This window comes from Paracoccus panacisoli (genome assembly GCF_042435015.1).
In the GTDB taxonomy this organism is placed as follows: Bacteria; Pseudomonadota; Alphaproteobacteria; order Rhodobacterales; family Rhodobacteraceae; genus Paracoccus; species Paracoccus panacisoli.
Genome location: NZ_JBHMQU010000081.1, coordinates 1 through 23,936 on the forward strand (window position 1 = coordinate 1; position 23,936 = coordinate 23,936).

The following is a 23,936-nucleotide window of genomic DNA, read 5'->3' on the forward strand; positions in this document are numbered from 1 at the left end:
CAACGACCGAGGCAACCGAAGCAGGGACCTCAAGCAAGGAAACGCGGTTCGAGGAGGCGGAGTAGGACACCGAGAGCGAATCGGGCGTGTCATGAGGCGGTTCGGAGAGAATCAGGCTGTCCATGACGTCGCCGCTGATCCCGGTAACGCCGATTTCCAGATCGTGCACGCCGTTGCCGTCGAGATCCGCAAGAAAGGTTGTCATGCCGCTTTCGTGGCGCACGATCAACTCGCCCGCCGCGCCCGAGAAACTGTCAGCCCCGGTCAGTCGCAGCGTGAAGGCGGAGAGGTCAATCCGGTCGTCCGCGTCAAGCCCGAGGATCAGCCCGCCCTGGACAACGTTGCTTCCCTGAACGCCCTTGACCGTCGCGATAGGCTCGAACGCGAATACATCCGCGCCCGTCCCCCCGAACATCAGGTCCAGACCGCCGCCCGACACGAGCGTGTCGTTGCCGTCTCCACCCAGCAGAGCGTCGTTTCCGGTGGTGCCCTGAACCAGATCTGCACCTGTGTCGCCCGAGACAACGTGGCTTACACCCTTACCTGACATCAGATCGGCCCACTGAATGCCGTGGACGGCCCAGTCGATCGTGTCGTGGTTGGTGTCTGCCATCTGCGAATCTCCTGTTTGGGGTGTTTCTCGCCTATGGCGGTTAAAATTTGGTAACGAAAGCTTGACCTGCGCGGCCGGCGATTAGCCGCCGACGAGAGCCAGGCCGAAACCGGGGGGCGTTGCAGTGGTCAAAAACGCAACTCCAGCTAGAGTAAGCGATAGTCACCCTGCTGAAATCGCAGGAGAGTGCCATGACTGATCTGTACCTCGCTCACCCGGCCGGGCTGGAAAGCCCTGCCGTCCGGCTGGCCCAGTTGACGCCGAATGACGCAGCGGACCTGACCCTTACGACCCGGGCCATCGCTGTGGGCAGTGAGGGCTTCATCCAGGTGACGACTGTAATGGGAGATACGGGGCGCGTATTCGTGGTGCCCGGCGCGCCGTTCCCGGTCCGCGCGACGCGAATCTGGGCCACCGGCACGACAGCGACCGATATCGTCGGGCTCGCATGATGATCAACTTTGGCATGGGCGTCATGTCGTCCAAGCGCCTCCGCCGGCCCGTCAGGGCCGAGCGTGAGGTCTGTCTGGTCACCGCCGCCGAGGGGGTGGTCGCCTCCGCGCGAGGCCGCAGCACGCTTCAGATCGAGGTATCGCCTCCGCACGCCCATGCCGGGCTGTACGAGGTCGGATCGGAACTCCTGGCGAGTGGTCCGATCTGTCTCGTACCGCCCCAGGTGGTGGCAGGCGAAGCGGCGAAAGGTTCGCTGGACGTGAAGGGGGGGCTCTGGGCCTGCGATGTGAATGAGGGCAGTGCTGCGTTCGCGCTCGTCTGGCTGGCGGACGGTGTGCGGCTGGGCGGGGAGAGTGGCCCGACCCTGCAGCTGTCCGGGGCCTTAGGCGGCCGTCAGGTCCAGCATGCCGAGACGATTCGGCAGGGGTCGGTCGAGGCGTCGAGCCTTTCGGCCGCCTTTGCGGTGCCGGTGCCCGAGCCCGAGCCCCAGCCGGAGCCGACGCCGACCCCCGAGCCGCAGCCCGAGCTGCCCCCTCCGCCGCAGCCCAACCCCGACCCCGAGCCGACGCCTCAGCCTGAACCGGAGCCCGCCCCGGAGCCGCTGATGCTTTCCCTCGAAGGCGGGCGCCGTCACCGGCTTCCGATCGTGCCGGCAGGCGACATCGGGGTGCCGGTCGTCCCGCAGGGCGACGGCACGGCCGTTTTCGACCTTTCCGGCGTGCGCGACGCCGGTCATCTCTCGTTCCTGTCCACGTCGCGGCAGCAGGTCGAGATCAGCCATGCGCCGCTATCCTCCCCCTTCGGGTGGGCCGATGCGCTGCATTACTACCTCCCCACCGATGCCGACGGATGGATGCAGCCCGAGCCGGGCCGCACTCACCGCAGGTTCTACGTCACGGCCGGCGAGCATGGTTACACGCGGGCACGCATCGCGGCCGAGGCCAACCTGCCCGAAGCGTCCATCACAAACGCCTGGATCGCCGCGTCGGACTATGGCCGCACCGATGACAAGCCGCTCGAGTTCGCGCTCGGGTCAGCGGTGTTCCTGTCTCTCGTGGGCGAGGGAAAGCCCGAGGCCTCGCACTGGTTCCTGCTCGAGCGGGGCTACAGCTATCCGGGCAGCCTGCCCCACACCACCTACATGCGGGGCGAGTCGTTCATCCATCCGCTGGTGTTCGCCGCATGGGGGCAGGGGGCACGGCCGAAGATCAGCGTGAACAACGGATCGAACAGGCCGGGTCGCTTCGTCTTCCGCAGCGGCTTCGACCTGCAGGGCAGCGGCGGCGGCAACCTGTCGAGCGTGATCCATGAGGACTGCCATATGCTTGGCAGGCCCCATGAACTCGGGATCAACGCGGTGGTGCGGACGGACGGGCAGACCTATCATCGCTGCCGGATCATCGACGTCCACCGTGAGCGCCCCGTGAAGGATGCGCTCGACTGGAAGGCGACCAGCAACAACCGTTTTGGCGGCACCTATGCCGCTGGCGCCAATGGCCTGCTGTTCAACGAGACGGTGTGGGACATGACGGGTTGGGACCCGACCTATGATCGCACGGGCCATCGGTGGAACGGCGGCGAGTTCGGCCAGCCGCCGTCCTACTACAGCCACAACATCTACCTCGCGGCCTCGAACAAGGACGTGATGTTCCGCCGCTGCTGGTCGTCTGAAGCGGCATCACACGGATACCAGGTCCGCAGCGGGGGCTACTACATCGACAACTTCTCGGTCGAGAATCCGATCGGGATGCAGCGGGGGTCCGGCCAGGACGGCAGCACCGACGTGCGGCGGAACCTGCATCTGTCGCTCGTCATGGGCAACGTGATCGAGGGATCGCCCAACCGCCAGGTTCTGGCGTTCCGCGGCGGCTACGCCTGGGGAACGGACTTCTACCCCTATGGCTGCTCGCTCGTGGCGAACGTCCTCGCCCACTACACCGACCCGTTCGACCCCGCGGATCAGGCCGTCAAGGCGGGGACCAAGTCCTATGACCGGCTCTTCGGTGTCGTCCCCGGCGTTGGCCCCGACATCAGCAACGAGATCGTGACCTACCGCTACGGCGCCCCGTTCAACGCCCCCGCCGACGCCGCTTTGGCCGACGAGACGACGGTCGGGCAGTGGTTCGGCAAGTTCCACGGCGCTGACGGCACGCGCGTCGGGGCCAGGATGGTGGTGCGCGAGAACGGCATCCACCCCTATGCGCGGGATCTGCGGGACTGGTATCTCAGCCGCTTCGGTTTTGCGATCCCCGCGAGGCGGACGGCCGCCGAGACCCTGACCTTTTCGCCCGACAGCCGGGGCGACGGGTTCCAGTGGTTCAACCGGATGAACTGGGGCGCGAACGTCGATCTGCCGCAGGACGGCGACAGCGTCGATCTGAACGGCAACGTGGTGCGGTTCAGCGTCGAAACCGTGGAGGTGGCGAACCTCAACCTGCGGGGCGGGGAGCTTGACGTGGTGTCCGGCCGTCTTCGCGCCGCGCACCTCGAGGGCGCGGGTCTGTTGCGTGTCCGGCATTGCGGGCAGATGATCATGGGCGGCGACACCGCGGCGCATGATGCCATCGTCCGGGGTGGCCGGCTGGCGATCTCGGGGCCGCACGTGGCGCGCTCGATTGCGGTCAGCGGTCGGAGCGAGCTGCTGTTCGGACCGAACTGCACGATCCCCGAGGGCGAGACCCTGACCGTGACCGGGGCGCTGCCTTTCGTCGGTTGGGACGGGACCGGCAGTGCGCGGCTGAGGCTCGACGGGACGCTTCACCTTGCGAGCCAGATCGAGGCGGTTGCCCTCAACCTCTGGTACGACGTGCGCGACGGGGTCGCCGCGACCTTCGCCGATGGCGCCACAGCCACGGTGATCGACTATCAGCGGCTCAAGGATACGACGCATATCCTTACGCTGGCCGGGGCCAGCCGCCTGCCCGTGGCGGGCGAGACGGTGACGCTGCACCCGGAGTCCGACTTTGACTTCGGCGTGGGCTACCGCACGACCGAGAAGGTGCTCGGTGCGGTCAGGGCGACGATGCCGACGATCCGGCGCTATCGGAGCGGGCTCTACGGTGCGGCCGAGCCGTCCGTGCAGCCGGTGGTGGAGCTGTCGGGGCCGCTGCACCTCGACCTGATGGGGATGGGCGCGGGCGAGACGACGCTGATCGACGCGCCGATCCGCGGGGGCTTTGCCGGACTGACCGTTGCCAACCTCGATCCGGCTCTGGACGCAACCGTGACCGTCACTGCAGCCGGAGTCAGACTGAGGTTGGCTGCCGGGACTGGTCAGGCGGCGCTCGCATAAACCAGCTTTGCAAACGACGACTTGACGCCGTGCCCTGCAAGGGGCGCGGCGCCTTTCCATATTGACCGAACCCGCGTGGACGCCGCCGTGCCGCGCGAAGTTTCGCTCAAATCCCGGGCAGCAAGTGCTTGTGATCCTGCGGCGGATGCATAACAGGATGGAGCTGCTTGAGACCGCCGGGGCAACATGAAGCCGGACACTGCCGTGATCGACTGGTCGGCCCGAGGGGGCATGACGAACCGCGTTGCGGTCAATGTGCCGTCGCGGGCCGAATTGCTGGACGACCTGGAAACCCGGCTCGCCCAAGGCCGGGGGTTTACGGTGGCCACGCTGAACCTCGATCACTTGGTCAAACTCGAGCGCGATGCCGCGTTCCGCGATGCCTATCTGGCGCAGAGCCATGTTACCGCGGACGGCAACCCCGTGGTCTGGCTGTCAGGGCTGGCCGGTCGCCGGATCGAACTGGTGACCGGCTCGGACCTGGTGCTGCCGGTTGTGCAGGCGGCAGCGCGACGCGGTGTTCCGGTGGCGCTGCTCGGCGCCACGCCGGCTGTGCTGGATGCGGCGGCGCAGGCGCTGTGTGAGGCGGTGCCGGGCCTTTCGGTCGTCGCCCGCATCGCCCCGCCGATGGGGTTCGACCCGCTCGGGCCGGGGGTTAAGCCGGTGATCGCAGAGCTCAAGGCCTCTGGCGCGCGACTGTGCCTGATCGCGCTCGGCGCACCGAAACAGGAGATTCTTGCCGCCCGCGCCACCGCGGCGTTGCCCCATGTGGGGTTCCTATCGATCGGCGCGGGGCTCGATTTCCTGGCCGGCACCCAGACCCGGGCGCCGCGCTGGGTGCGTCGGATTGCAGCTGAGTGGGTGTGGCGGCTGGCTCAGAACCCGCGTCGGCTTGCACGCCGCTATGCCGACTGTCTGGTCGTGCTGCCCCGCCACGCAGGAAACGCGCTCCGGACGCGCAGGGGCTGAGCGACCCATGCGGCGGCCCACTCACCAACCCGGCGATGTCGCAGGAGCAGGCGCGTGATCGGCTATCTCGTGATGGCCGCCTGGCCCATCATCGTGTTCTGGATGTTCGCGCGATTCAATCCGGCGACGGCGCTCGGGTGGGCGATCATCGGCGGGTATCTGCTCTTGCCCGAAAACATCTCGATCAACCTGCCGGCCGTCCCGCCGATCGACAAGGCTACCGTTTCGGCGGTGGCGGCGCTGGTCGCCGCGGCGGTCATGGTCCGCCCGGCCCTCGTGCGGGGGCGCGGGCAGGGGGGGCAGGAGACAACCGTGCTGACGGGACTGCTTCCCCGGAACCGCGCCGTGCTGCTGCTGATCGTGCTGCTGTTTCTCGGAGTCGCCGGGACGGTCGCCACGAACGGCGATACGCTGCGCTTCGTCGCCAGGCAGCTGCCGGGGCTGAGGCTCTATGACGCGGGCTCGCTGACGCTTGGTGCAGTCACGGCCCTTCTGCCGTTCATCATGGCCCGGAAATACATGGCGGCTCCCGAGGCGCAGACCCGGCTGCTGATCGTGCTGGCGATCGCGGGACTGCTCTATTCTCTGCCCGCGCTCTACGAGGTGCGGATGTCGCCGCAGCTCAGCCGGATGATCTACGGTTATTTCCCGCACGACTGGCGCCAGCATATCCGGGCGGGCGGTTATCGCCCGGTGGTGTTCCTGCCGCACGGGCTGTGGCTGGCGATCTTCTTCTCGTGCAGCTTCCTGTCGGCGCTGGCGCTGTGGCGGATGACCAGCGGGCGGATGGCGGTCCGATGGCTCGGTGCGTCGCTGTGGCTGCTGGTGACGCTGGTGGTGGCGAAGGGGCTGGGGGCGCTGGCCATCGGGTTGATGCTCGGGGCGGCGACGCTGTTCCTGCCGCTGCGGCTGCGGGTGCTGGGCGCGGCCGTGCTGGCGGGGGCAGTCCTCGTCTATCCGATGCTGCGCGGCGCGGATCTGGTGCCGACAGAGCAGATCATCGCGCTGGCCAACGACATCGATACGGCCCGTGCGGAGTCACTGACCTTCCGGATCGTCAACGAGGACATCCTGCTCGCCAAGGCCAACGAGCGTCCGCTCTTCGGCTGGGGCAGCTGGGGGCGCAACAGGGTATTCGACGAAGAGGGATCCGACATCAGCGTGACGGACGGTTATTGGGTCATGGCGATCGGCACGAAGGGGTGGGTCGGCTACCTGGCCGAGACGGGGTTGCTGACCCTGCCGCTGATCCTGATGGCATTCCGCTGGCGCAGACTCGGGCTGACCCCGGCGACGGCGGGAATCGCAGTGGCACTGACGGCGAACCTGATCGACCTGATCCCCAACGCCACCCTGACCCCGGTGACCTGGCTGATGGCGGGTGCGCTGGCGGGGCGGCTCGAACTGGGACGGCCTATCCCGCCGGCAGCCCCGGAGCCCAAAGGCGACGGGGGCGAGGGGGCGGCGTTGCCCGTATCCAAAAATCCCTATACCCGCGTGCCACATCGCCACCCGACCCGCTCGACGCGCGGGTCCACGCGCCGAGTGCTGTCATGAGTGCCCCGAATCCCGGCCAGTCGATCCCTGTCCCTCTGAAGGCCGGCCCCTCGATCACCGTCACCATCATCAACTACCGGACGGCCGCGATGACGATCGACTGCCTGCGCTCGGTGGTGGACGACATGGACCGCGCCGCCGTTGCGGGGCAGGTAATCGTGGTGGACAACCGCTCGGACGACGGTTCGGCCGAGGCGATCGAGGCCTGGATTGCCGGCGAGGCGCGCGCGGTGCCCATACGACTGATCCGCTCTGCCACGAACTCCGGCTATTCGGGGGGGCACAATCAGGGCATGGCCGCGGCGCCGGCCGACCACTACCTGATCCTGAACTCGGACGCCCTGTTGCGGCCGGGGTTCTTCGCCGCGATGCTGAAGGCGGTGGCTTCAGACCCCGGTGGGCGCACAGGTCTGATCGTGCCGCGGCTCGAGGGGGAGGACGGGGTGGCGCAGGTCAACTGCTTCCGCTTCGCCGGGCCGGGCAGCGAGTTCATCCGAGGCGCCAACACCGGTCCCGTCACGCGACTGCTCAGCGGGCGGGTCGTGGCGCTCGACGTCGCGCCTCCGGATTCGCAGATCGAGTGGGCGAGTTTCGCCTGCATCCTGCTTGACGCGCGGATGGTGGCCGAGATCGGCCCGATGGACGAAGGGTACTTCCTCTATTTCGAGGATGCCGAGTACTGCCTGCGGGCCCGTCGCGCGGGCTGGCGCATCCGCCGAGCCCCGGACGCTGTGGCGGTGCATCTGCGGGGCGGCTCTGGTCCGGTCAAGGCGCTGGCCAAGGCCCGCAAGCGGGCGCCGGAATATTACTACCGCTCGCGCTCGCGCTTTCTGGCGCAGGCGCATGGCAGGGCGGGGCTGTGGGCGGCAAACCTCGCCTGGCACGCAGGCCGTGCCGTGGCACAGCTGCGCCGCCTGACCGGACGGCGGCCGCACCCGGTGGCCGAACACGAGGCCAGCGATCTTTGGATTGGCGCCCTCAACCCGACCACGCCCCACCCGGCTGAGGGATGAGCATGGCCGACCTGCCCGACTTCCTCATCATCGGCGCGATGAAATGCGGCACCACGACGTTGCAGGCGCAGCTGGCCCGGCAACCGGGTGTGTTCATGACGACGCCGAAAGAGCCGAACTTCTTTTCGGACGACGCCGTGTTCGCGCGTGGGCTCGACTGGTACCGGGGGCTGTTCGCCGGTGCGGCGCCCGGCGATCTCAAGGGCGAGGCGTCCACGCATTACACCAAGCGACCAACCCACCCTCAGACGCTTGCGCGATTGCGGCCGGTGCTGCCGGCGCCGCGGATCGTCTACATGATCCGCAATCCGCTGCAGCGGGCGGTCTCGCATTACATCCATGAGTGGAGCGAGGGGCGCATGGGCCCCGACCCGATCGCTGAGTTCGCGCGCCACCCTGAGATGGTCGATTACGGGCGCTACGGCTGGCAGATCATCCCGTGGATCGAGGCCTATGGACCCGACGCGGTGCTGCTGACCAGCCTCGAGCAACTGAACGCCGCGCCCCAGGACGAGCTCGCGCGCATCGCCCGCCATATCGGACTGTCGCAGCCGGTGGTGTGGGAGGAGGAACTCGGGGCGCAGAACGTTTCGGCCGAGAGGGTGAGGCGCCTCCCGCTCGAGGGGCTGCTGGTCAACAACCCGGTTGCGACCGCGCTGCGCCGGGCGCTTGTGCCCAAGCGGGTCCGCACGGCCATCCGCGATGCCCGCCGCATCAAGACGCGGCCCGAGTTGCCGGTGACCCTCAAGCGCAACCTCGAGGCGCAATTCCTGGCCGACCGCGCAACGCTCGCCAGCGCCATTCCCGGGCATCCGGCATTGCGGCTCTGCTATCCCTTCGCGGATGACTGAGCCGCGGACCGCCCCGGCACGCCGGATCGACGCGGTCGTGATCGGCCGCAACGAGGGCGAGCGGCTGGTGCGTTGCCTTGATAGCCTCACGGCGGCTGGGCTGCGGCGGGTGGTCTATGTGGACAGCGGCTCGACCGACGGTAGCGTGGCCGCGGCCGAGGCGCGCGGCGCGCAGGTGGTACTGCTTGACACCGCGCAGCCCTTCACCGCCGCGCGCGCCCGCAACGCCGGCGCTGCGGCGCTCCCTGCGGGTGGGGACTACATTCAGTTCGTCGACGGCGACTGCGTTCTTGATCCGGGCTGGATCCCGGTAGCGTCTGCCTTCCTGGAAGCTCACCCCGACGTCGCCGTGGCCTGCGGACGCCGGCGCGAGATCGCGCCCGAAGCGTCGGTCTACAACCGGCTCATCGACCGCGAGTGGGACACGCCGGTGGGCGAGGCGCGGGCTTGCGGCGGCGACGCGCTGGTAAGACGCGCGGCGTTTGAGGCGGTGGGCGGCTTCGATCCCACGCTGATCGCGGGTGAAGAGCCTGAGATGAGCGTGCGTCTGCGAGCGGCGGGCTGGAGGGTCTGGCGGCTCGACGCCGAGATGACCCGACACGACGCAGCCATCCACCGCTTCGGCCAATGGTGGCGGCGGGCCCGCCGGGCCGGGCACGCCTATGCCGAGGGCGCGGCAATGCACGGCCATCGCCCCGAACGGCACAACGTCGCCCAGACGCGGCGGGCCTTGGGGTGGGGGCTCGGCATTCCGTGCGCGGCTGTACTGGGCGGGCTGCTGATCCACCCGGCGCTGCTGGTGCTGGTCCTGGCCTGGCCCGCGCAGATGTTGCGGCTGTGGCGCAGGTCGGGGGACGCGGCGCAGGCGGTATTCCTGACCATCGGCAAGCTTCCCGAGGCGCTGGGCGTGCTCGAGTACCACGGCAAGCGCCTGACCGGGCGGCGTGCCCGACTGATCGAGTACAAGTAGCTCAACTGCCGCTGAAGACGTTGTGCGCCGTCCAGATGCCGGTGACCGAGGGGGCCGTGGCGTGCGAGGCGATGACGAAGTCGCGCAGCACGTCCCAGTTGGCCCAGATCGCCAGCGCGGCCGTGCCGATGAACGCCACCGTCAGCATTGCATCGCGCCGCAGGTCGGTGCCGTCGTGGCGCGAAAGATAATACTGCTGCAGCGGATAGATCGTCGCGACCGTCGCCCCCCGCGCGAGCAGGATGCCGAACATGCCTGCATACCAGAAACCGACGAAGAAATAGACGAAGGTGAGCACGGCCTGAAGCAGGACCAGCACCGAGAAATCCCGCGAGTTGCCCTCGGCCAGCAGCAGTTGAGAGTTGCCCTTGGTGAGCGCACCGGGAAAGGCCATCAGCGCGAGAATGATCATCATCGGGCCTGCCGCCGCATAGCGGGGGTCGTACATCCACCCGATCAGCCAGTCGCCGGTCAGCGCCAGAGCGCCGTAGAGGGCGATCAGCGTCCCGGCAAGCAGCAGCCGGGCCCGCCCGATCCGTTCCCGGTTGGCGGCGCTGTCGGCAGGGCGGATCTCGCGGTAGAGGGGAAATAGGATGCGCGAGGCGAGCATGTCACCCAGCATTCCCGGGAAGCCGGCCATGAAGAAGGCGATGTTGTAGACGCCCAGGTCGGCAAAGCCGACCAGACGGCTCATCACCATCTTGTCGCCGTGGTTGACGATGAACCCCGCCAGCGTACTGACGAAGATGTACTTGCCGAAGTGCATGAGATCGTGGGCGGCCAACGGGTCCCAGCGCAGCCTGTTCGGCGTGCCGGGCATGAACATGTGGCCAGCGAGCGTCCCGAGTACCCCGGTTACGAGGCCGCCGACGACGAGCGCCCAGACCGACGGCCAGATCCAGGCGAGGACGACCATCACCAGGACCCCGATCGCCTGGACAGAAACTCCGATCACCGACTGCAGACCAAGCCTGATCTGGCGGCTGGCGACGAGGGTCTTGGTTGTCTGGAAACCGGCGATCACCGCAGACAGCCCTACGACCGGCAGCAACCAGAGCAGCATCGGCTCGTCGTAGAACTGGGCCGCCGGCCAGGCCAGCGCGCAGGACCCGAGCCACAACAGTACGCCCCGCCCGATCTGGATGGTCCAGGCGGTGTTGAGAAAATCGGGGTCCTCGCCGCGCCGGTTCTGGATGATCGATGGCCCGATCCCGATGTCCGAGAACATCGCGAGCCCGGTCATGAACGTCTGGACCAGCGCCATGAGGCCGAAGGCCTCGGGGAACAGCAGGCGGGTGAGGATCAGGTTCGACGCGAGGCGGATGAACTGCTGCGCGACGGTGGTCCCGAGGCTGATGACGATGCCGCGCATGGCGCGGCCACGCAGCCCCTCACCCTGAAAATGTCGTCTCAACCGCACAATGCCCGTCCGATGGTATCCGGCCGCCCATATCGCATCCGGTTGGCATGGGCACGGTGGTTTTTAGGCCATGCGGCGTAACGTCCGCGTGTCGACGGGTCGGGTCAGCGTGCACGGCGCAGCGCGTCCGTGCGCGTCCGTCACCTCACGACCTGAAGTGCAGGCGATCAGGTTCTGACGCGATTAAGCCTTGGCAGGCGCGGTTCGCGCCGCTGTAGGAGCGGGGGCTGGGGCGTCCTCTTCCGGGTCCGGGCGCAGCATCAGTACAGCGAGCGCGAGCAGAAGTCCCAGCCAGCCGCCGCCGACATAGCTAAGGCCGATGGTCAAGGCCGACGCAGACTGGCTCCAGGCGACGATTGCCCCCATCATCGAGCCGGTCACGATCGTGGTCAGGACGAGGATCATCAGAGCGCTCTCTCCGAAGCCGGATACTGTAAACCCTGTGTGAGCATAGGTAGTAAGTATTGAGTTAACAACAACCCAAGGTTGACGGTGGTTCCCCCCTCGTCATATGAGGGCCGGTTTGCGGCCCGGGCCAGTCCGCAACTCTCGACAATTTTAATGATTACGGTCACTTGGTGCAGATCAGCGCGCGGCGGAGAGCGAAGCGGGCTGTGGCAAACGTGTCACGACCGCGGCGACCCAGCCACCGATGAACCCTCCGAGATGGGCTTGCCAGGCCAGCTGACCCTGCGTGAAAATCATCATCAGGACGTTCAGGCCCACCAGCGCAACCATGACGCGAATCACCCCGAAGTGTGTTTGCCGGTCATTGACAGCCGCGTTCCAGGCCGAGGCGAGCCATCCCCCCGCCAATCCGAACAGCGCCCCCGAGGCGCCGACCATCGGCTGGGGCTGAGATGACAGGGCGGCGTATCCCACCCCGCCCATGATCTGCGAGGCGGCCCACAGAATAACGAAGCGACGAGGTCCGCCGCTTTCGATCAGCGGCCGACCCAGTGACCACAGGGTCGCCATGTTGAATCCGAGGTGCAGCACGCCGCCGTGCAGGAACCCATAGGTGGCGAACATGCTCACCGGCTGGGCGAGGAAGTTCGGTTGCCAACCGCGCAGCAGACCGGGCCAGAAGCCTCCGTACGCGTAGGCCAGCCGCCGCAGCCGGCCGTGGCCGATCCAGCCCCAGTCCGACAACAGCAGCGCAGCCTCGATCCCGACGCAGAGCGAAGTGATGAGCACCAGGATGCCGATGCCGACCCGCGCTCTGGTGGGGCAGGACGCTCCAGCCGATGGAGGCGGCATGGCAGGTGACACCGCGGTCGGCGTGGCGGATGGGGGGGGGAGAGGTGCCGACTCGGTCGGCTCCGGCTCGTCGGCGACGCGACCGACGTCCGGCATCCTTCTCCGCCGCGGGTGGATCGGCGACGCTCGGCCTAGACGCGACGCGTGGGACCCCGGCCTGTCGTCGGTCACTGCCGCGGTTCGGCCGGGGTGGCAGCAGCGTCGGTCGGGGCCGCGCCGGGCGGCGTCACGGGCGGCGCCGACCCTGATGCAGCCGGGCTCGAAGCGGACGATGCCGCATCGCTGGCTGCGGGCGCGGCCGGGGTCGTGCCAGTGTCTGCCGGGGCCGCACCGCTTGGCGCCGCACCCGACTCGATGCGGGCGATCGCGGCACGCGCCGCCTGCCGCGGGGCGCTTTCCGGGTCGCCGCCCTTGATCGTGAGGGCCTTGCGCAATTGCGCGAGCGCCGCCTGCGCCTTCCCCGCCCCCTCCTGCACCAGCCCGAGGTGGATCTGCACCACCGGATCATCCGGCATCGCTGCCGCAGCATCCTCAAGATAGGGCAGCGCCTCGGCGTCCTGACCGTTCAGGTGCAGGATCCATCCATAGGTGTCCATGAACGCGGGGACGTCCGTGCCGACGAGCCGGCGCGACACCGTCGTCGCCTGGGCCAGCATCTCGGGCTGGTCGGCGCGGTAGGTGGCGAGCAGACTTGCGAGGTTGTTGGCAACCACCGTCGAGTTGGGGTTCTTCTCATAGAGCGCATCGTAGATCGCGATGGCACCGTCGATGTCGCCCGCTGCCTCGAGCAGCCCGGCGCGGGCCCACATCAGATCGGGATGGTCGGGCACTGCCCCCAGCCCCTGATCGACGACTGCGCGGGCGGCCTCAGCATCACCCAACCCCGATTCGAGCCGCATCAGCGCCATGTAGGGCTGCACATCCTTCGGATCGGCGGAGATCAGCGACTGATAGATGCCGCGCGCCGCCTCGGCGTTGCCGTTGGCCTGCTGCACGGCCGCCAGCGCCATCTGCACGCGACGATCCTCGGGCGCTGTGGCCGCAAGTGCCTCGGCGGCCTCGAGCGCGCCGGCAACGTTGCCGGTCGCCAGTCGTGCCTGGATCAACTGCAGCTTCTCGACCAGGCCGGCGTCGGCCGAGCCGGCAAGCTCTTCGAGATAGGCGAGCGCGGCCTCGCTTCCGCCGCTGCTGGCGCGCCGGGCCACTTCGATGCGGGTTGCGGCCAATTCGGCCTCGTCGCCGCCGATTTCGCGCAGCCGGCGAACCACGTCGCCCGCCCGCAAATTGTCGGGCATGGCGACATAGACGCGGCCCAGCGTCTCGAGCAGGGCAAGGTTGGCGGGCGTCAGCCGCAGCGCCGCAATCAGCGCATCCTCGGCAGGCCGATAGCGCTGCTCGCTCAGCAGCAGTTCGGCGAGCCGCAGCGACGGCTCGGGGGCGTTGCCCGAGGCGGTCGCAGCCTGCGCGAGCAGGTCGCGCGACAGATCGGGCTGCCCGGCGTTGCGATAGGCGTCGGACATCAGCGTCAGCGCCTCGACGTCGTCGGGCTTCTGGTCGAGCACGGTCCGCAGTGCGGCCACGGCGGCATCGGTGTCACCGGCGCGGATGTCCCAGTCGGCCTTCATACGGAGGGCGCCGGGATGGGCGGGGTTCTCGGCAAGGATCTGCTCGACCTGCTGGCGGGCGGCAACCTCGTCGCCGGTGGCGAGCAGCATTCGCGCCAGCTGGGTCTTGTAGTCGCGGGTCTGGTCGGTCGGGGTTATCCCTTCCAGCAACTTCTCGATCTGGGCGATGGCCTCGGCCTGCTGGCCCTCGCGGAAGTCGAAGCCGGCCCTGAGCATCCCGAATACGAGCGGATCGCCGCCCTCTGCGAGTATCTTGTCCAGTTCCGTGCGCGCCGCCTCGGGGCCGCGATGCTCCTCGACGAAGCGGATCAGGTCCAGGCGCGGCCCGGATTCGGCCGGCGGGGCGGCGGCGACGAGTTCGCGCAGATAAGCCTCGGCCTTGTCCGGCTGGTTCTCGGAGAGGTAGAATCCGATCAGGTCGCCCTTGTACTGCGGATCCGACGGGAACGTCTCGATCATCTGGCGCAGCTGACGTTCCACGCCGGCCATGTCGCCCTTTTCGGCCAGCAATGCGAGTCGCTGGCGATAATACATTGGGTTGTCGGGGCGTAGCTCGATCAGCCGGTCGATCAGCGGCCCCGCCTTGTCCAGGTCGCGGTCGCGCGCGGCCTTGTCCACGATCATGGCCAGCAGCATCCGGTCGTCGGGCAGGGTGGGCAGCAGCGCCTCGGCGTCGGTGACCAGAGCGTTTCGGGTCGCCACATCCTCGGCCTGGGTGGCCGCGGTATAGCGCTGGGCCAGATCCACTGCGCGCACCCTCGGGTCCTGCGGCGCCAGTTCAACCGCGCGGGCCGCGTGGCGATCGAACTCATCCCGGCGGTTGGCGTCGAACGCCAGCTGCGCCAGGGCGAGCCGCACGTCCAGATCGTCAGGATACTGCTCGGCCAGGCGAAGGTACTGGCTGTAGGCGTCCGAGACCTTGCCCCGCGCGAGCAGCAGCTCGGCCAGCTTGCGGCGCGCCTCGTAATGCGTGCCGTCGATGTTGAACACGTTGCGCAGCTGCACGATGGCGCGGTCGGTGTCCCCCTGCTCGACCAGCTGCAGCGCCGACTGGTAGTACTCGGCGGCTTTCTCGGCCGAGGTCTTGCAGGCGGCGAGCGTCACGCAGAGCCCGAGGGCCATGGCGCTGGTCAGAAGGGGGCGAAACCGGGTGCGGAGGTCGCGGGTGGAGGAAGGGGGAGTCATTGAAATGCCTTGGTCACGAAGTGATCGCCGCCCGTGAGGTTCCACCGTGCGGCGGAGGGACGAGGGGCGCCCGGGCCCCGCCCGGCCAGGGCGAGCTCAGTAGCCGGTGCCGCGCAGCACCACCGACACCGTCCGGGCGATGATGCCCAAGTCGGTGCGCAGCGAGACCGTCGAGGCGTAGAGGTCGTCATAGCGCACTCGTGCCACGAATTCCGATTCGTTGCGCGCCGAAATTTGCCACGGCCCGGTGATGCCGGGACGCAGGCGATAATAGGCAATGCCGTGATACATCGGCTGCTGGTTCAGCATCATCGGCCGCGGCCCCACCAGCGCCATGGTGCCGTTGATCACGTTGATGAGCTGCGGCAGTTCGTCGAGCGACGTCTTCCGCAGCAGCCGGCCAAACCGGGTGATGCGGGGGTCGCGCTTGAGCTTCTGGGTCCGATCCCACTGCTCGCGCGCGGCCGGATCGGCGGCAAGGTAGGCCTCGAGCTTGCGATCGGCATCGACGACCATCGAGCGGAGCTTCCAGATCCGGAACACGCGCCCGCCCCGCCCCACCCGCTTCTGGACGTAGAAGGGGTTGCCGCCGTCCATCGCCACCATCACAGCCAGCAGAAGGATCAGGGGAAAGACGACGGGTGCGGCGAGGAGGATGAGGGTCGATTCGAAGGCGCGCTTGGCGCCGCCAACATAGTAGCCCTTGACCGGGGTCACCGGCTGCGGCGGGCTGAACCGCGGGCCTGTCAACATGGCCATCACCGGCTGCGCGTCGGTCTCGAAATTCGTAAAGCGCATCTTCATGACCTGCTACTCGTTAAAACTGTCTGCGCGATGTGGGGTACCTAGCACCGTCAAGCGCAATGTCGAAGCTCCAGATCGTAGAATACTTAAAAGTTGAACATAAAGACAGGGTCCTGGGCGCCTTTGGTGTTGGAAACGTGAGTGTTTCGGTGATGGTCTATTCACCCTCGCGCGGCTATACCGGGCCCGACTTCAAGGGGTCGTTCTTTCAGTGAGCCAGCTTTACCTCGATCACTTCGGTTTCACGGCGCGTCCGTTCTCGATTCTGCCCGACCCTTCGCTGATCTTCTGGTCGGCCGCGCACGGCAAGGCGTTCACGGTCCTCGAATACGGCCTGATGACCCATGCCCCGCTGACGGTGGTCACGGGTGAAGTCGGGACCGGCAAGAGCACGCTGGTGCAGGCGCTGTTGCGACAGAGCGACCCGGGCGTGCGATTCGGGCTTGTGTCGAATGCCCGCGGGGATCGGGGCGACCTGCTGCGCTGGGTGCTCAACGCACTGGACGTGGCCTATCCGGCGGACGCCGACTACGTGCGGCTGTTCCACATCTTCCAGGATTTCGTGGTCGCCCGCTATGCCGCAGGGCAGCGCGTGGTGCTGATCTTCGACGAGGCGCAAAACCTCGGCATGGACATGCTGGAAGAGCTGCGGATGCTGACCAACATGAACTCGGGCACCGATGAGCTGCTGCAGCTCATCCTGCTCGGCCAGCCCGAGCTGCGCGACATGATCACCCGACCCGAGCTGCGGCAGTTCGCGCAGCGGGTCACGGCCACCTATCACCTCGAGGGGATGGATGCGGCCACGACCGGCGAGTACATCCGCCACCGCCTGCGGCAGGTCGGAGGCACCGGCCATGAGTTCTCGCCCGAGGCGATCCGGCGCATCCACGCCGAAGCCGGCGGAGTGCCCCGGATGGTCAACAAGATCTGCGACCTCGCGCTGGTCTATGCGTCGGCTGCCGACCGTCGCGTCGTACAGCCCGAGCTGATCGAAGAACTCATCGCCGACGGGCTGGTGCTCAAGGCCGCCGACATTCCTGCGACCCCGCCCGCGAGCGGACGAATCGAACGGGACCATCCATGAACGACCTGAGGTTCTACTGGTCGCTGCTGCTGCGCCGGTTGCCGGTGATGCTGGCGCTGTTCCTGGTGTTCACGCTGCTGGGCGTCGTCACCGCGATCCGGGCCCCTGCGACCTATTCCACCTCGGCGCAGCTCTTGATCGAAAGCCCGCAGATTTCCGCCGAAACCGCCGGCGCGGCCAACGCCGGCGGCGCCGAGACGCTGCAGGTCGTCGAACAGCAGCTGATGACGCGGGCGAACCTCATCGACATCGCCAACAAGTTCAACGTGTTCCCGAACCCGGGCCTGACCCCGGACGAGAAGGTGACGCGGATGCGGGCCGCGACCCAGATCCGCCGCGCCGCCGGGCGAGACCAGGCGTCGATGATGACGGTCCGCTTTACCGGCGACAGCCCCAAGGTCGTCGCCGACGTGGTTAACGAATACGTGACCCTGATTCTTGCCGGCAACACCCGTACCCGCGTCGGCCGGGCCGAAGAGCAGCTGCGCTTCTACGAGCAGGAAGTCGAGCGGCTGAACACCGACTTGCAGGCGCAGACCGCGAAGATCATGGCCTTCAAGCGCGAGAACGCCGACGCGCTGCCCGAGAACCTGCAGTACCGCCAAGGGCGTCAGGCGCTGCTTCAGGAGCGCGTGTCCCGGTTGCAGACCGACATCGCCGCGTTGCAGACCCAGCGCGCGGACATGCTGCGCATCTTCGAAGAGACCGGCAGTGTGTCCGGCAACGGCTCGCCTGAAGAGCAGCAGCTGGACCGCCTGCGGCAGCGGCTGGCGCAGCTCGAGGCAATCTCGCAGACGGGCGACAATCCGCGGATTCGCGGGCTGCGCGCGCAGATCGCCGCGATGGAGAAATCGCTTCAGCCCGCCGGCGCGGGTGAGGGCGAGGGGCAAACCGGCAACGCGCTGCTCGATCTGAACCTTTCGCAGATCGACAGCCGCATCCAGACCGCCCAGACCGAGATCGAACAGGCGACGCGCGAACTCGAGACGCTCGAGGCGTCGGTCCGGAAGACGTCGGACAATGCGCTGGAGCTCGCGGCGCTCGAGCGCGACCAGGCCAACATCCAATCCCGCTACAACGCAGCCGTCGCCTCGCTCGCGCAGGCCCGGACGGTCGAGCGGATCGAGACCTCGGCCCGGGGTGAGCGGATCACCGTGGTCGAGGGCGCCAGCGTCCCCAGCCAGCCCTCGGGCCCCGACCGAAAGAAGATCGCGGCGCTCGGGTCGGGAGTGGGGCTGGGCCTGGCCGTCGCGTTCTTCGCGCTGATGGAGATCCTGAACAGCACCATCCGCCGACCCTCTGAGCTCAAGGCGCGGTTCCAGGTCACACCGCTGGCGGTGATCCCGTACATCGAGACCCGGCGCGAGCGGCGCAAGCGACTCGGCTGGCGGCTGATGCTCGTGCTGGCGGTGGCGGTGACCATTCCGCTGGCGCTGTGGTACCTGCACATCAATTACATGCCGCTGGATATCCTGACGATGAAGGTGCTGGCGCGGCTGGGTCTTGGCTGACCGGAAGGAACGAACGCATGGAAAAGCTTCAGGCTGCAATCGAAAGCGCCCGTCGCCGACGGGCTGCGCAGGCCGTTGAAGCCGCCCCTGCCGGGTCGGCGCCGCCCGTGCAGGCGGATGGACCGGCCGCCCCGGCTATCATCGCACCGGCGGAGACGGGGAATGACCGGAGGGGTTCGACCGAGCTCGAAGCGCGTTGGGCCGCACTGGACCCGGTGATGTTGCAGCAGGGGAGGCTGACCCAAAGCCGGATCCTGTCGCTCAACGCCTCGGCCTCGTCGGCGCCGTTCGACGTGCTTCGGACAAAGATCCTCTATCAGATGCAGCAGAAGGGCTGGCGGCGGCTGGCCATCACCTCGCCGTTGCCGCGTTGCGGCAAGACCACCACCGCCTGCAACCTCGCCCTTGGCCTCTGCCGCCAGCCAGAACTGCGCTCGGTGCTGTTCGATTTCGACCTGCGCTCGCCCAGTGTCGCTTCAGTGCTGGGGATCGCCGAACCGCAGCCGATCATCTCACTGCTGAACGGCCAACGCAGCTTTGCGCAGCACGCCCATCGGCTCAGCTCGAACCTCGCGCTCGCGCTGTCGGGGCGCGCCGAACCGGACCCGACGCGGGTGCTGATGTCGGATTCGACCCAATCCATGCTGGCCCGGGTGCAGGACGAGTATCAGCCGGACGTCATGATCTTCGACCTGCCGTCGATCCTGATCGGCGACGATGCCCGCGCCTTTCTGCAGCAGGTAGATTGCGCCCTGATCATCGTGCGCGCCGACCAGACCCGGTATGGCGAATTCGACAGCTGCGAGCGTGAGGTGGGAGAATATACCAATGTGTTGGGCGTGGTGCTGAACGGCTATCGCCACGGCGAGGGGATTGAGGCGCCCGACAGCCCGAGCTGATGCGATCTGTCGACCGACATGAAAAGGCGGGCCGAAGCCCGCCTTTCGTCATCGTCCCCGATGCTCAGCTCTTCCGGCGGCGCGCCGCCACGAGACCCCCGAGCCCGGCCAGCAGCAGCAGGCCCGAAGCGGGCAACGGCACCGGTGCCGGGTTCGGCTCGCCCCAGTAATAGATCGAGGCGTGCGACAGGTCGCGCGACGACGACCAATTGCCCGTCATGAACGTTGCTGCGTTGAGCAGGAAGGCGGCAAAGCTGTTGCCGGCCTTCAGTGTCATGAAAACACTCGAGTAATTGTCGGGATTGGCGATCGCCCATTCACCCCTGGTCGTGTCGTTGACGGGCCCGATGAACGGATCGTCGGCGAAGATCAGGTTCTGATCGCCGCTGGTCGCGTCGTCGTTCTTGTCGGCCAGGATCCATCCGGTCTTGCCGAACAGCTCGGTGGTCGAGTCGATCGTGTTGGTGTCGTTACCGCTGAAGCACGCCGATGCACCAGACACCTCGACGGTGTAGGTCGTCGACTTCTTTCCGGTTACGGTGCAGGTGGCGGCATTGGCCGTCCCCGTTGCCAGCAGGGCGCCCAAAAGCGCTGCTGTCAGAATGCGAATCTTCATGGGCCTCTCCCTTCCCAGACAATTCCCACCTTCCATTTGACGCAGCGGCGCAAGTTTAAAAGTGTTAATTTTGCAATCTGAGGTTGAAATCACTCCATTTCAGCCGGTTGAAAAATTGAACTGTCCGAAAGAACAGGTGCAAAGTTTCGATATAAGGTCGCGATCTGGACGATTAACGACTTGAGAAGCAGTCGAGCGGACACGTGATTGATCTGAAGTCGCCCCGATTCGCATCACAATCTTTGACTGGAATGTCAGAGGCGATCCAATTTTGCGTTCCTGGCCCGTCTCGCCATCATCACTGCGATTGAGGGTTGCGATCCTGTCTCTGACACCTTGTGATGCACGGCGGGTCACCGCGAGGGGGATGCCCATGGCGAGCGTTCAGGACGGCACGGGGCAAAAGGGAATGCAGATCGAAGTCGCATCATTCCGCATGGCCCCCGGCACGATCGTCACGGCACGATCCCACCTGATCGATCGGATGGTGCCAGCCTGCGAGGTCATCTCACTGCCGGAAAAAACCGTGCCGGGCGGAACGATCCCGTTTGCGAGGGTTGAGCGCCTTCCCTTTGCGACCACGTCGCCCCGGCTTCGCGACCGGTTGCGCGGCCGGGTGAAGGGTGAGCCTGTGCCGCTCGAAGGGACGTTGGGATTCGATTGCCGCTTCGGCAGTCCCGAGAACTGGGCGCATTTCCTCAATATCCACGCGCCGCTGACCTTCGCCCTGACCAACCGGTTGGGGATCGCGCCGCACGAACTGACATTGATCCTGCCGCAGACGATCCCGGGCTTTGTTCTACGGGCCGCCGCACACTTGGGGTTGCGGACACAGGTGACCGATGCAGAGGTCATCGGGCCGGGGGTGGTCGTCACGCTGGCCACGAACATCATCCGACCCGACCGCCGGCGCTGGCTCATGGACTCGGGCGTCATCGGGCGCCTTGCGCCGTCCGAGGCCGGTGACTTTCCTGCCAACGTTCTGCTCGCCCGCCGAAAGACGAGGGCACTGTCGAACCAGCCCGAGATCGAGGCGACGCTCGCGTCCCGCGGCTTCCGTACGATCTACCCCGAGGATCTCTCGGTCCCCGAACAGTTTGCGCTGTTCAACGGGGCAGAAACTATCGTCGCGGTGCATGGCGCAGGGCTGGCACCCCTGCTTTATCGCCAACCGCAGGCGCGCCTGCGCCGCCTCGTCGAGCTTTTGCCTTGCGGTCACATGACTGACGTCTACCGGGGCATGTCGCAGCAGGTCGGCTGTGCCTGGATCGGCGTCCGCGGTCGCATCAAGCCCGAATACATCCGCCCCGCCTATGCGCTCGACACACCCTTCACCCGCTACTCGCTCGACAATTTCGAGGTGGACCCGGCCTCGCTCGATCTCGCGCTCGACATGATTGCGGACGCGCCGCTGCCGAGTGCTTGACCTGCAAAGCCTCAGGAGGGCTGCCAGGGCACCTCATCCTCTGCAGGCGCGAAGCCGGGTGAGCGGACGACGCTGAGGCGCTTGACGATGAAGTGCCGCCAAGATGCCGGCGTAACGAACCGCCGCATTCCCTTGGCGAAGTGACGGTTCGGATCGTAGTTCGAAACGTCATTCTTGCCGCGCGCCGAGGACAGCGTCGACTGCGCCTGCATTGCGGCCGGATCGGGGTGCAGGACCAGACGTGGCATCGTATCGGCGGCGGGGATGCGTGTGACGTCGCACGGCCAGTCGGCCGGCGCGCGTATTGGCAGCCCGTGCCGCCTGAGATGCTCGGCCGCCGCTCTTGATACGGAATAGCCGACCGTCAGGAACGCGTTTCCGCAAGCTGGTGAAGCCGCGTGCCAGGGATCGATTGGCCGGGACCGCGGAAGATGCGGGCCTGGAAATAACCCATCTGGATGAACGCCGCCCTCTCGTAGCCACGACCGGCGTTGAAATCCCGGAACGCGCAGCATCGCGTCATCCTCTAGGATGATCGCACCTGGCAGCCCCTCGTCGATGATCCGCGCCTAGGCCAGCTGGCGGCTAAGGACGCAAGCAGACTTTCCGTCCATCATGGGCGTCCTGTCCCGCTCAAGGGTGCGGACACGGCCTACCATACGCTCGCAGTCCTCTGGCACACCGCACCGGCCGTCGATCGCGTCGATGAAGGAGTGGTCGAGCCCCATCGAGCCGGGAACCCGTCCGATTTCAGCCCGTCGCTGAGCGGCATCCGCAAGCGAGCTCGCTCATTACTCGCGTTTCGCTGACAATACGTAGATGGTGTAGCCTCTAGGGCCGGAAATCTTCGCTGCCAAGAATGCGGTCTGCGGGTCTGCGTCGCCGTTCCCCCTCTCGCGTTGCGCGGCGGCGGCCTTCGCGGGATAAGGGGTCGGTCTGCGCTCGAACAGCGGTGATCCGATGACCGACAGCCCGCCCCGCCTGCTGGTGATCTCTTCTGCGCCCGGACAGGCGACCGGCGCAGGGATCCGTCTCGATCAGAAATTCGCCGAGGGCATGGGCCATTATGCCCGCGCGTGGCGGGGTCGGACCCGCTGCCTGTTGCGCGAGGATGCGAAGCCGCTGCCGTTCTCGGCAGTTTTCGATCCGGAGTCCCTGCCGTTCGAAATCGCGCTGCGCCCCCGGGGGCATCGGATCTCGTCCGCCGACCTCGAGGATGCGGATGTCGTGCTGTGCAGCGGCGACAATCAGGATTATCTGCACGTTGCGGAGCTGTGTCGGGCCGCGGGAACGGCGCTCTTCTACATCATCGAGTACATCCCCGAGACGCGCCGCCAGATCGTCCGGCTCGACCCCGGCCGCTCGGCGTTGCAGAAGCTCAAATCGATCCTGCACATCCAGTACCACGAAAGCCGCCGCCGCCGGGCCTTCAGGCAGGCGACCGGGTTGCAGGCCAACGGCTATCCCGCCGCGGCGCGATATCGCCGCGACAATCCGAACACGTTGCTCTACCTCGACAACCGGATCGGGCCGGACCTGCTGGCGACCGATGCCGAGATGGCCGAGCGGGAGCGACGGCTGATCCGCGGCAAGCCGCTGCGGCTGATCCACTCCGGCCGACTGGAGCCGATGAAAGGCTCCCAAGACCTGATCGCGGTTGCCCGCAGTCTGCGCGCACGCGGGGTGGGGTTCGTGCTCGACATATTCGGCACCGGCAGCCTCGAGGGCGCAATCCGTGACGAGGCCCGCCGCGAGGGGCTTGCCGGGCAGGTCCGGCTGCACGGGGCGGTCGATTTCGCACGCGAGCTTGTGCCGTTCGCGCGGATGAACAGCGACATCTATCTGAGCTGCCACCGGCAGTCCGATCCCTCCTGCAGCTATATCGAGAACATGGGCTGCGGCCTGGCTGTGGCGGGCTATGACAATCGGATGTGGCAGGCGCTGGCGCGCGAGTCGGACGCCGGCTGGGTTGCGCCACTGGGGAACGCCGAGGCGCTGGCTAGCCGGATCGCCGAGGCTGGGCAGGACCGCGCTGCGCTGTTCGGCCACTGCAGTCGGTCCCTGGACTTTGCTCGCGCGCATGTGTTCGGTGTCGAGTTCGACAAGCGGATCGCGCAGCTGCAAGCTGCCGTAGGCTAAGCGCCCAGTCCCTGACTCGACGAAAGGCTGCCGCCCTGACACGCCATGCCGCCCTATGGACGACCATCGCACTGGCCGGATCGATCACGACCCTCGCCGGCGGCGCCGCCGCCGAGGAGTCGAACCGTCCGCCGGCCGTCAAGCCGGGACAGGCAAGCGCCAAGGCAGCGCTTGAGCAGCGCGACTCCGCCTCCTCGAACCGCGTTTCCTTGCTTGAGGTCCCTGCTTCGGTTGCCTCGGTCGTTG

Annotated in this window: 20 protein-coding genes; 12 read left to right on the plus strand and 8 right to left on the minus strand. The window is 67.2% G+C overall.

What is annotated here, in order from left to right; translation table 11 throughout:
• Window positions 1–613 (minus strand): M10 family metallopeptidase C-terminal domain-containing protein (locus tag ACFHYO_RS14575; RefSeq protein ID WP_394321332.1); only part of this gene is annotated, 613 nt, incomplete at its 3' end.
• 191 nt (window positions 614–804) lie between these two features.
• Here ACFHYO_RS14575 and ACFHYO_RS14580 point away from each other — a divergent pair.
• From ACFHYO_RS14580 to ACFHYO_RS14610, 7 genes are all read left to right on the plus strand, one after another.
• Window positions 805–1,065, plus strand: coding sequence for a spike base protein, RCAP_Rcc01079 family (locus ACFHYO_RS14580; protein ID WP_394321333.1), 261 nt, complete (start codon window positions 805–807; stop codon window positions 1,063–1,065).
• Window positions 1,062–4,358 carry a hypothetical protein gene (locus ACFHYO_RS14585; RefSeq protein WP_394321335.1) on the plus strand — a complete coding sequence of 1,099 codons (3,297 nt, stop codon included), beginning with the start codon at window positions 1,062–1,064 and terminating at the stop codon, window positions 4,356–4,358. The genes ACFHYO_RS14580 and ACFHYO_RS14585 overlap by 4 nt, the downstream gene beginning before the upstream one ends.
• Before the next feature lie 204 nt (window positions 4,359–4,562).
• Complete coding sequence (locus tag ACFHYO_RS14590) at window positions 4,563–5,327, plus strand: WecB/TagA/CpsF family glycosyltransferase (RefSeq protein ID WP_394321337.1); 765 nt, start codon at window positions 4,563–4,565, stop codon at window positions 5,325–5,327.
• Between the two features lie 54 nt (window positions 5,328–5,381).
• The gene (locus ACFHYO_RS14595) at window positions 5,382–6,884 is read left to right on the plus strand and encodes an O-antigen ligase family protein (protein WP_394321339.1); all 1,503 of its coding nucleotides are present in this window, start codon (window positions 5,382–5,384) and stop codon (window positions 6,882–6,884) included.
• A complete protein-coding gene (locus tag ACFHYO_RS14600) occupies window positions 6,881–7,897 on the plus strand; it encodes a glycosyltransferase family 2 protein (RefSeq protein ID WP_394321341.1) in 1,017 nt (338 codons plus the stop codon). The genes ACFHYO_RS14595 and ACFHYO_RS14600 overlap by 4 nt, the downstream gene beginning before the upstream one ends.
• Window positions 7,898–7,899: 2 nt before the next feature.
• Complete coding sequence (locus ACFHYO_RS14605) at window positions 7,900–8,748, plus strand: sulfotransferase family protein (protein WP_394321343.1); 849 nt, start codon at window positions 7,900–7,902, stop codon at window positions 8,746–8,748.
• Window positions 8,741–9,718 carry a glycosyltransferase family 2 protein gene (locus ACFHYO_RS14610; protein WP_394321345.1) on the plus strand — a complete coding sequence of 326 codons (978 nt, stop codon included), beginning with the start codon at window positions 8,741–8,743 and terminating at the stop codon, window positions 9,716–9,718. Before ACFHYO_RS14605 ends, ACFHYO_RS14610 begins: the two co-directional genes overlap by 8 nt.
• 1 nt (window position 9,719) lies before the next feature.
• On the opposite strand, the gene ACFHYO_RS14615 is transcribed toward ACFHYO_RS14610, so the two are convergent.
• From ACFHYO_RS14615 to ACFHYO_RS14635, 5 genes are all read right to left on the minus strand, one after another.
• A complete protein-coding gene (locus tag ACFHYO_RS14615) occupies window positions 9,720–11,132 on the minus strand; it encodes an oligosaccharide flippase family protein (RefSeq protein ID WP_394321347.1) in 1,413 nt (470 codons plus the stop codon).
• A gap of 189 nt (window positions 11,133–11,321) precedes the next feature.
• Window positions 11,322–11,543, minus strand: a complete 222-nt coding sequence (locus ACFHYO_RS14620) for a hypothetical protein (RefSeq protein ID WP_394321349.1) — start codon at window positions 11,541–11,543, stop codon at window positions 11,322–11,324.
• Between the two features lie 180 nt (window positions 11,544–11,723).
• A complete protein-coding gene (locus ACFHYO_RS14625; RefSeq protein ID WP_394321350.1) occupies window positions 11,724–12,494 on the minus strand; it encodes a rhomboid family intramembrane serine protease in 771 nt (256 codons plus the stop codon).
• 71 nt (window positions 12,495–12,565) lie between these two features.
• On the minus strand, window positions 12,566–15,208 hold the full coding sequence (locus ACFHYO_RS14630; RefSeq protein ID WP_394321352.1) for a tetratricopeptide repeat protein: 2,643 nt from the start codon (window positions 15,206–15,208) through the stop codon (window positions 12,566–12,568).
• A gap of 96 nt (window positions 15,209–15,304) precedes the next feature.
• Complete coding sequence (locus ACFHYO_RS14635) at window positions 15,305–16,012, minus strand: sugar transferase (RefSeq protein WP_036709692.1); 708 nt, start codon at window positions 16,010–16,012, stop codon at window positions 15,305–15,307.
• 211 nt (window positions 16,013–16,223) lie between these two features.
• Here ACFHYO_RS14635 and ACFHYO_RS14640 point away from each other — a divergent pair, with 211 nt between their 5' ends.
• Genes ACFHYO_RS14640 through ACFHYO_RS14650 form a run of 3 tightly spaced genes read left to right on the plus strand, consistent with a single transcriptional unit; the run spans window position 16,224 to window position 19,509 of the window.
• Window positions 16,224–17,099, plus strand: coding sequence for an ExeA family protein (locus ACFHYO_RS14640; RefSeq protein WP_052174977.1), 876 nt, complete (start codon window positions 16,224–16,226; stop codon window positions 17,097–17,099).
• The gene (locus tag ACFHYO_RS14645; RefSeq protein WP_394321355.1) at window positions 17,096–18,610 is read left to right on the plus strand and encodes a GumC family protein; all 1,515 of its coding nucleotides are present in this window, start codon (window positions 17,096–17,098) and stop codon (window positions 18,608–18,610) included. Before ACFHYO_RS14640 ends, ACFHYO_RS14645 begins: the two co-directional genes overlap by 4 nt.
• Before the next feature lie 17 nt (window positions 18,611–18,627).
• Complete coding sequence (locus tag ACFHYO_RS14650; protein ID WP_394321356.1) at window positions 18,628–19,509, plus strand: CpsD/CapB family tyrosine-protein kinase; 882 nt, start codon at window positions 18,628–18,630, stop codon at window positions 19,507–19,509.
• A 64-nt stretch (window positions 19,510–19,573) separates the two neighbouring features.
• Here ACFHYO_RS14650 and ACFHYO_RS14655 read toward each other — a convergent pair whose 3' ends face one another.
• Window positions 19,574–20,125: a VPLPA-CTERM sorting domain-containing protein gene (locus ACFHYO_RS14655; RefSeq protein WP_394321358.1), complete on the minus strand. Its 552-nt coding sequence runs from the start codon at window positions 20,123–20,125 to the stop codon at window positions 19,574–19,576.
• Window positions 20,126–20,498: 373 nt separating this feature from the next.
• Between ACFHYO_RS14655 and ACFHYO_RS14660 the strand changes: the two genes are divergently transcribed.
• Entirely contained in the window at window positions 20,499–21,551 is a 1,053-nt protein-coding gene (locus ACFHYO_RS14660; RefSeq protein WP_394321360.1) for a glycosyltransferase family 61 protein, read from the plus strand.
• Window positions 21,552–21,562: 11 nt separating this feature from the next.
• Here ACFHYO_RS14660 and ACFHYO_RS14665 read toward each other — a convergent pair whose 3' ends face one another.
• A complete protein-coding gene (locus ACFHYO_RS14665) occupies window positions 21,563–22,066 on the minus strand; it encodes a glycosyltransferase family protein (RefSeq protein ID WP_394321362.1) in 504 nt (167 codons plus the stop codon).
• Between the two features lie 445 nt (window positions 22,067–22,511).
• Here ACFHYO_RS14665 and ACFHYO_RS14670 point away from each other — a divergent pair, with 445 nt between their 5' ends.
• Window positions 22,512–23,690, plus strand: a complete 1,179-nt coding sequence (locus ACFHYO_RS14670) for a glycosyltransferase (RefSeq protein ID WP_394321364.1) — start codon at window positions 22,512–22,514, stop codon at window positions 23,688–23,690.
• Window positions 23,691–23,936: the final 246 nt, after the last annotated feature.

Bases quoted from the DNA above. Each gene is read 5' to 3' on its own strand.
- ACFHYO_RS14600 (WP_394321341.1), top strand. From the start codon at position 6,881: ATGAGTGCCCCGAATCCCGGCCAGTCGATCCCTGTCCCTCTGAAGGCC.
- ACFHYO_RS14625 (WP_394321350.1), bottom strand. From the start codon at position 12,494: ATGCCGGACGTCGGTCGCGTCGCCGACGAGCCGGAGCCGACCGAGTCG.
- ACFHYO_RS14605 (WP_394321343.1), top strand. From the start codon at position 7,900: ATGGCCGACCTGCCCGACTTCCTCATCATCGGCGCGATGAAATGCGGC.
- ACFHYO_RS14655 (WP_394321358.1), bottom strand. From the start codon at position 20,125: ATGAAGATTCGCATTCTGACAGCAGCGCTTTTGGGCGCCCTGCTGGCA.
- ACFHYO_RS14610 (WP_394321345.1), top strand. From the start codon at position 8,741: ATGACTGAGCCGCGGACCGCCCCGGCACGCCGGATCGACGCGGTCGTG.
- ACFHYO_RS14645 (WP_394321355.1), top strand. From the start codon at position 17,096: ATGAACGACCTGAGGTTCTACTGGTCGCTGCTGCTGCGCCGGTTGCCG.
- ACFHYO_RS14580 (WP_394321333.1), top strand. From the start codon at position 805: ATGACTGATCTGTACCTCGCTCACCCGGCCGGGCTGGAAAGCCCTGCC.
- ACFHYO_RS14630 (WP_394321352.1), bottom strand. From the start codon at position 15,208: ATGACTCCCCCTTCCTCCACCCGCGACCTCCGCACCCGGTTTCGCCCC.
- ACFHYO_RS14665 (WP_394321362.1), bottom strand. From the start codon at position 22,066: ATGCTGCGCGTTCCGGGATTTCAACGCCGGTCGTGGCTACGAGAGGGC.
- ACFHYO_RS14650 (WP_394321356.1), top strand. From the start codon at position 18,628: ATGGAAAAGCTTCAGGCTGCAATCGAAAGCGCCCGTCGCCGACGGGCT.
- ACFHYO_RS14660 (WP_394321360.1), top strand. From the start codon at position 20,499: ATGGCGAGCGTTCAGGACGGCACGGGGCAAAAGGGAATGCAGATCGAA.
- ACFHYO_RS14670 (WP_394321364.1), top strand. From the start codon at position 22,512: ATGACCGACAGCCCGCCCCGCCTGCTGGTGATCTCTTCTGCGCCCGGA.
- ACFHYO_RS14635 (WP_036709692.1), bottom strand. From the start codon at position 16,012: ATGAAGATGCGCTTTACGAATTTCGAGACCGACGCGCAGCCGGTGATG.
- ACFHYO_RS14620 (WP_394321349.1), bottom strand. From the start codon at position 11,543: ATGATCCTCGTCCTGACCACGATCGTGACCGGCTCGATGATGGGGGCA.
- ACFHYO_RS14585 (WP_394321335.1), top strand. From the start codon at position 1,062: ATGATGATCAACTTTGGCATGGGCGTCATGTCGTCCAAGCGCCTCCGC.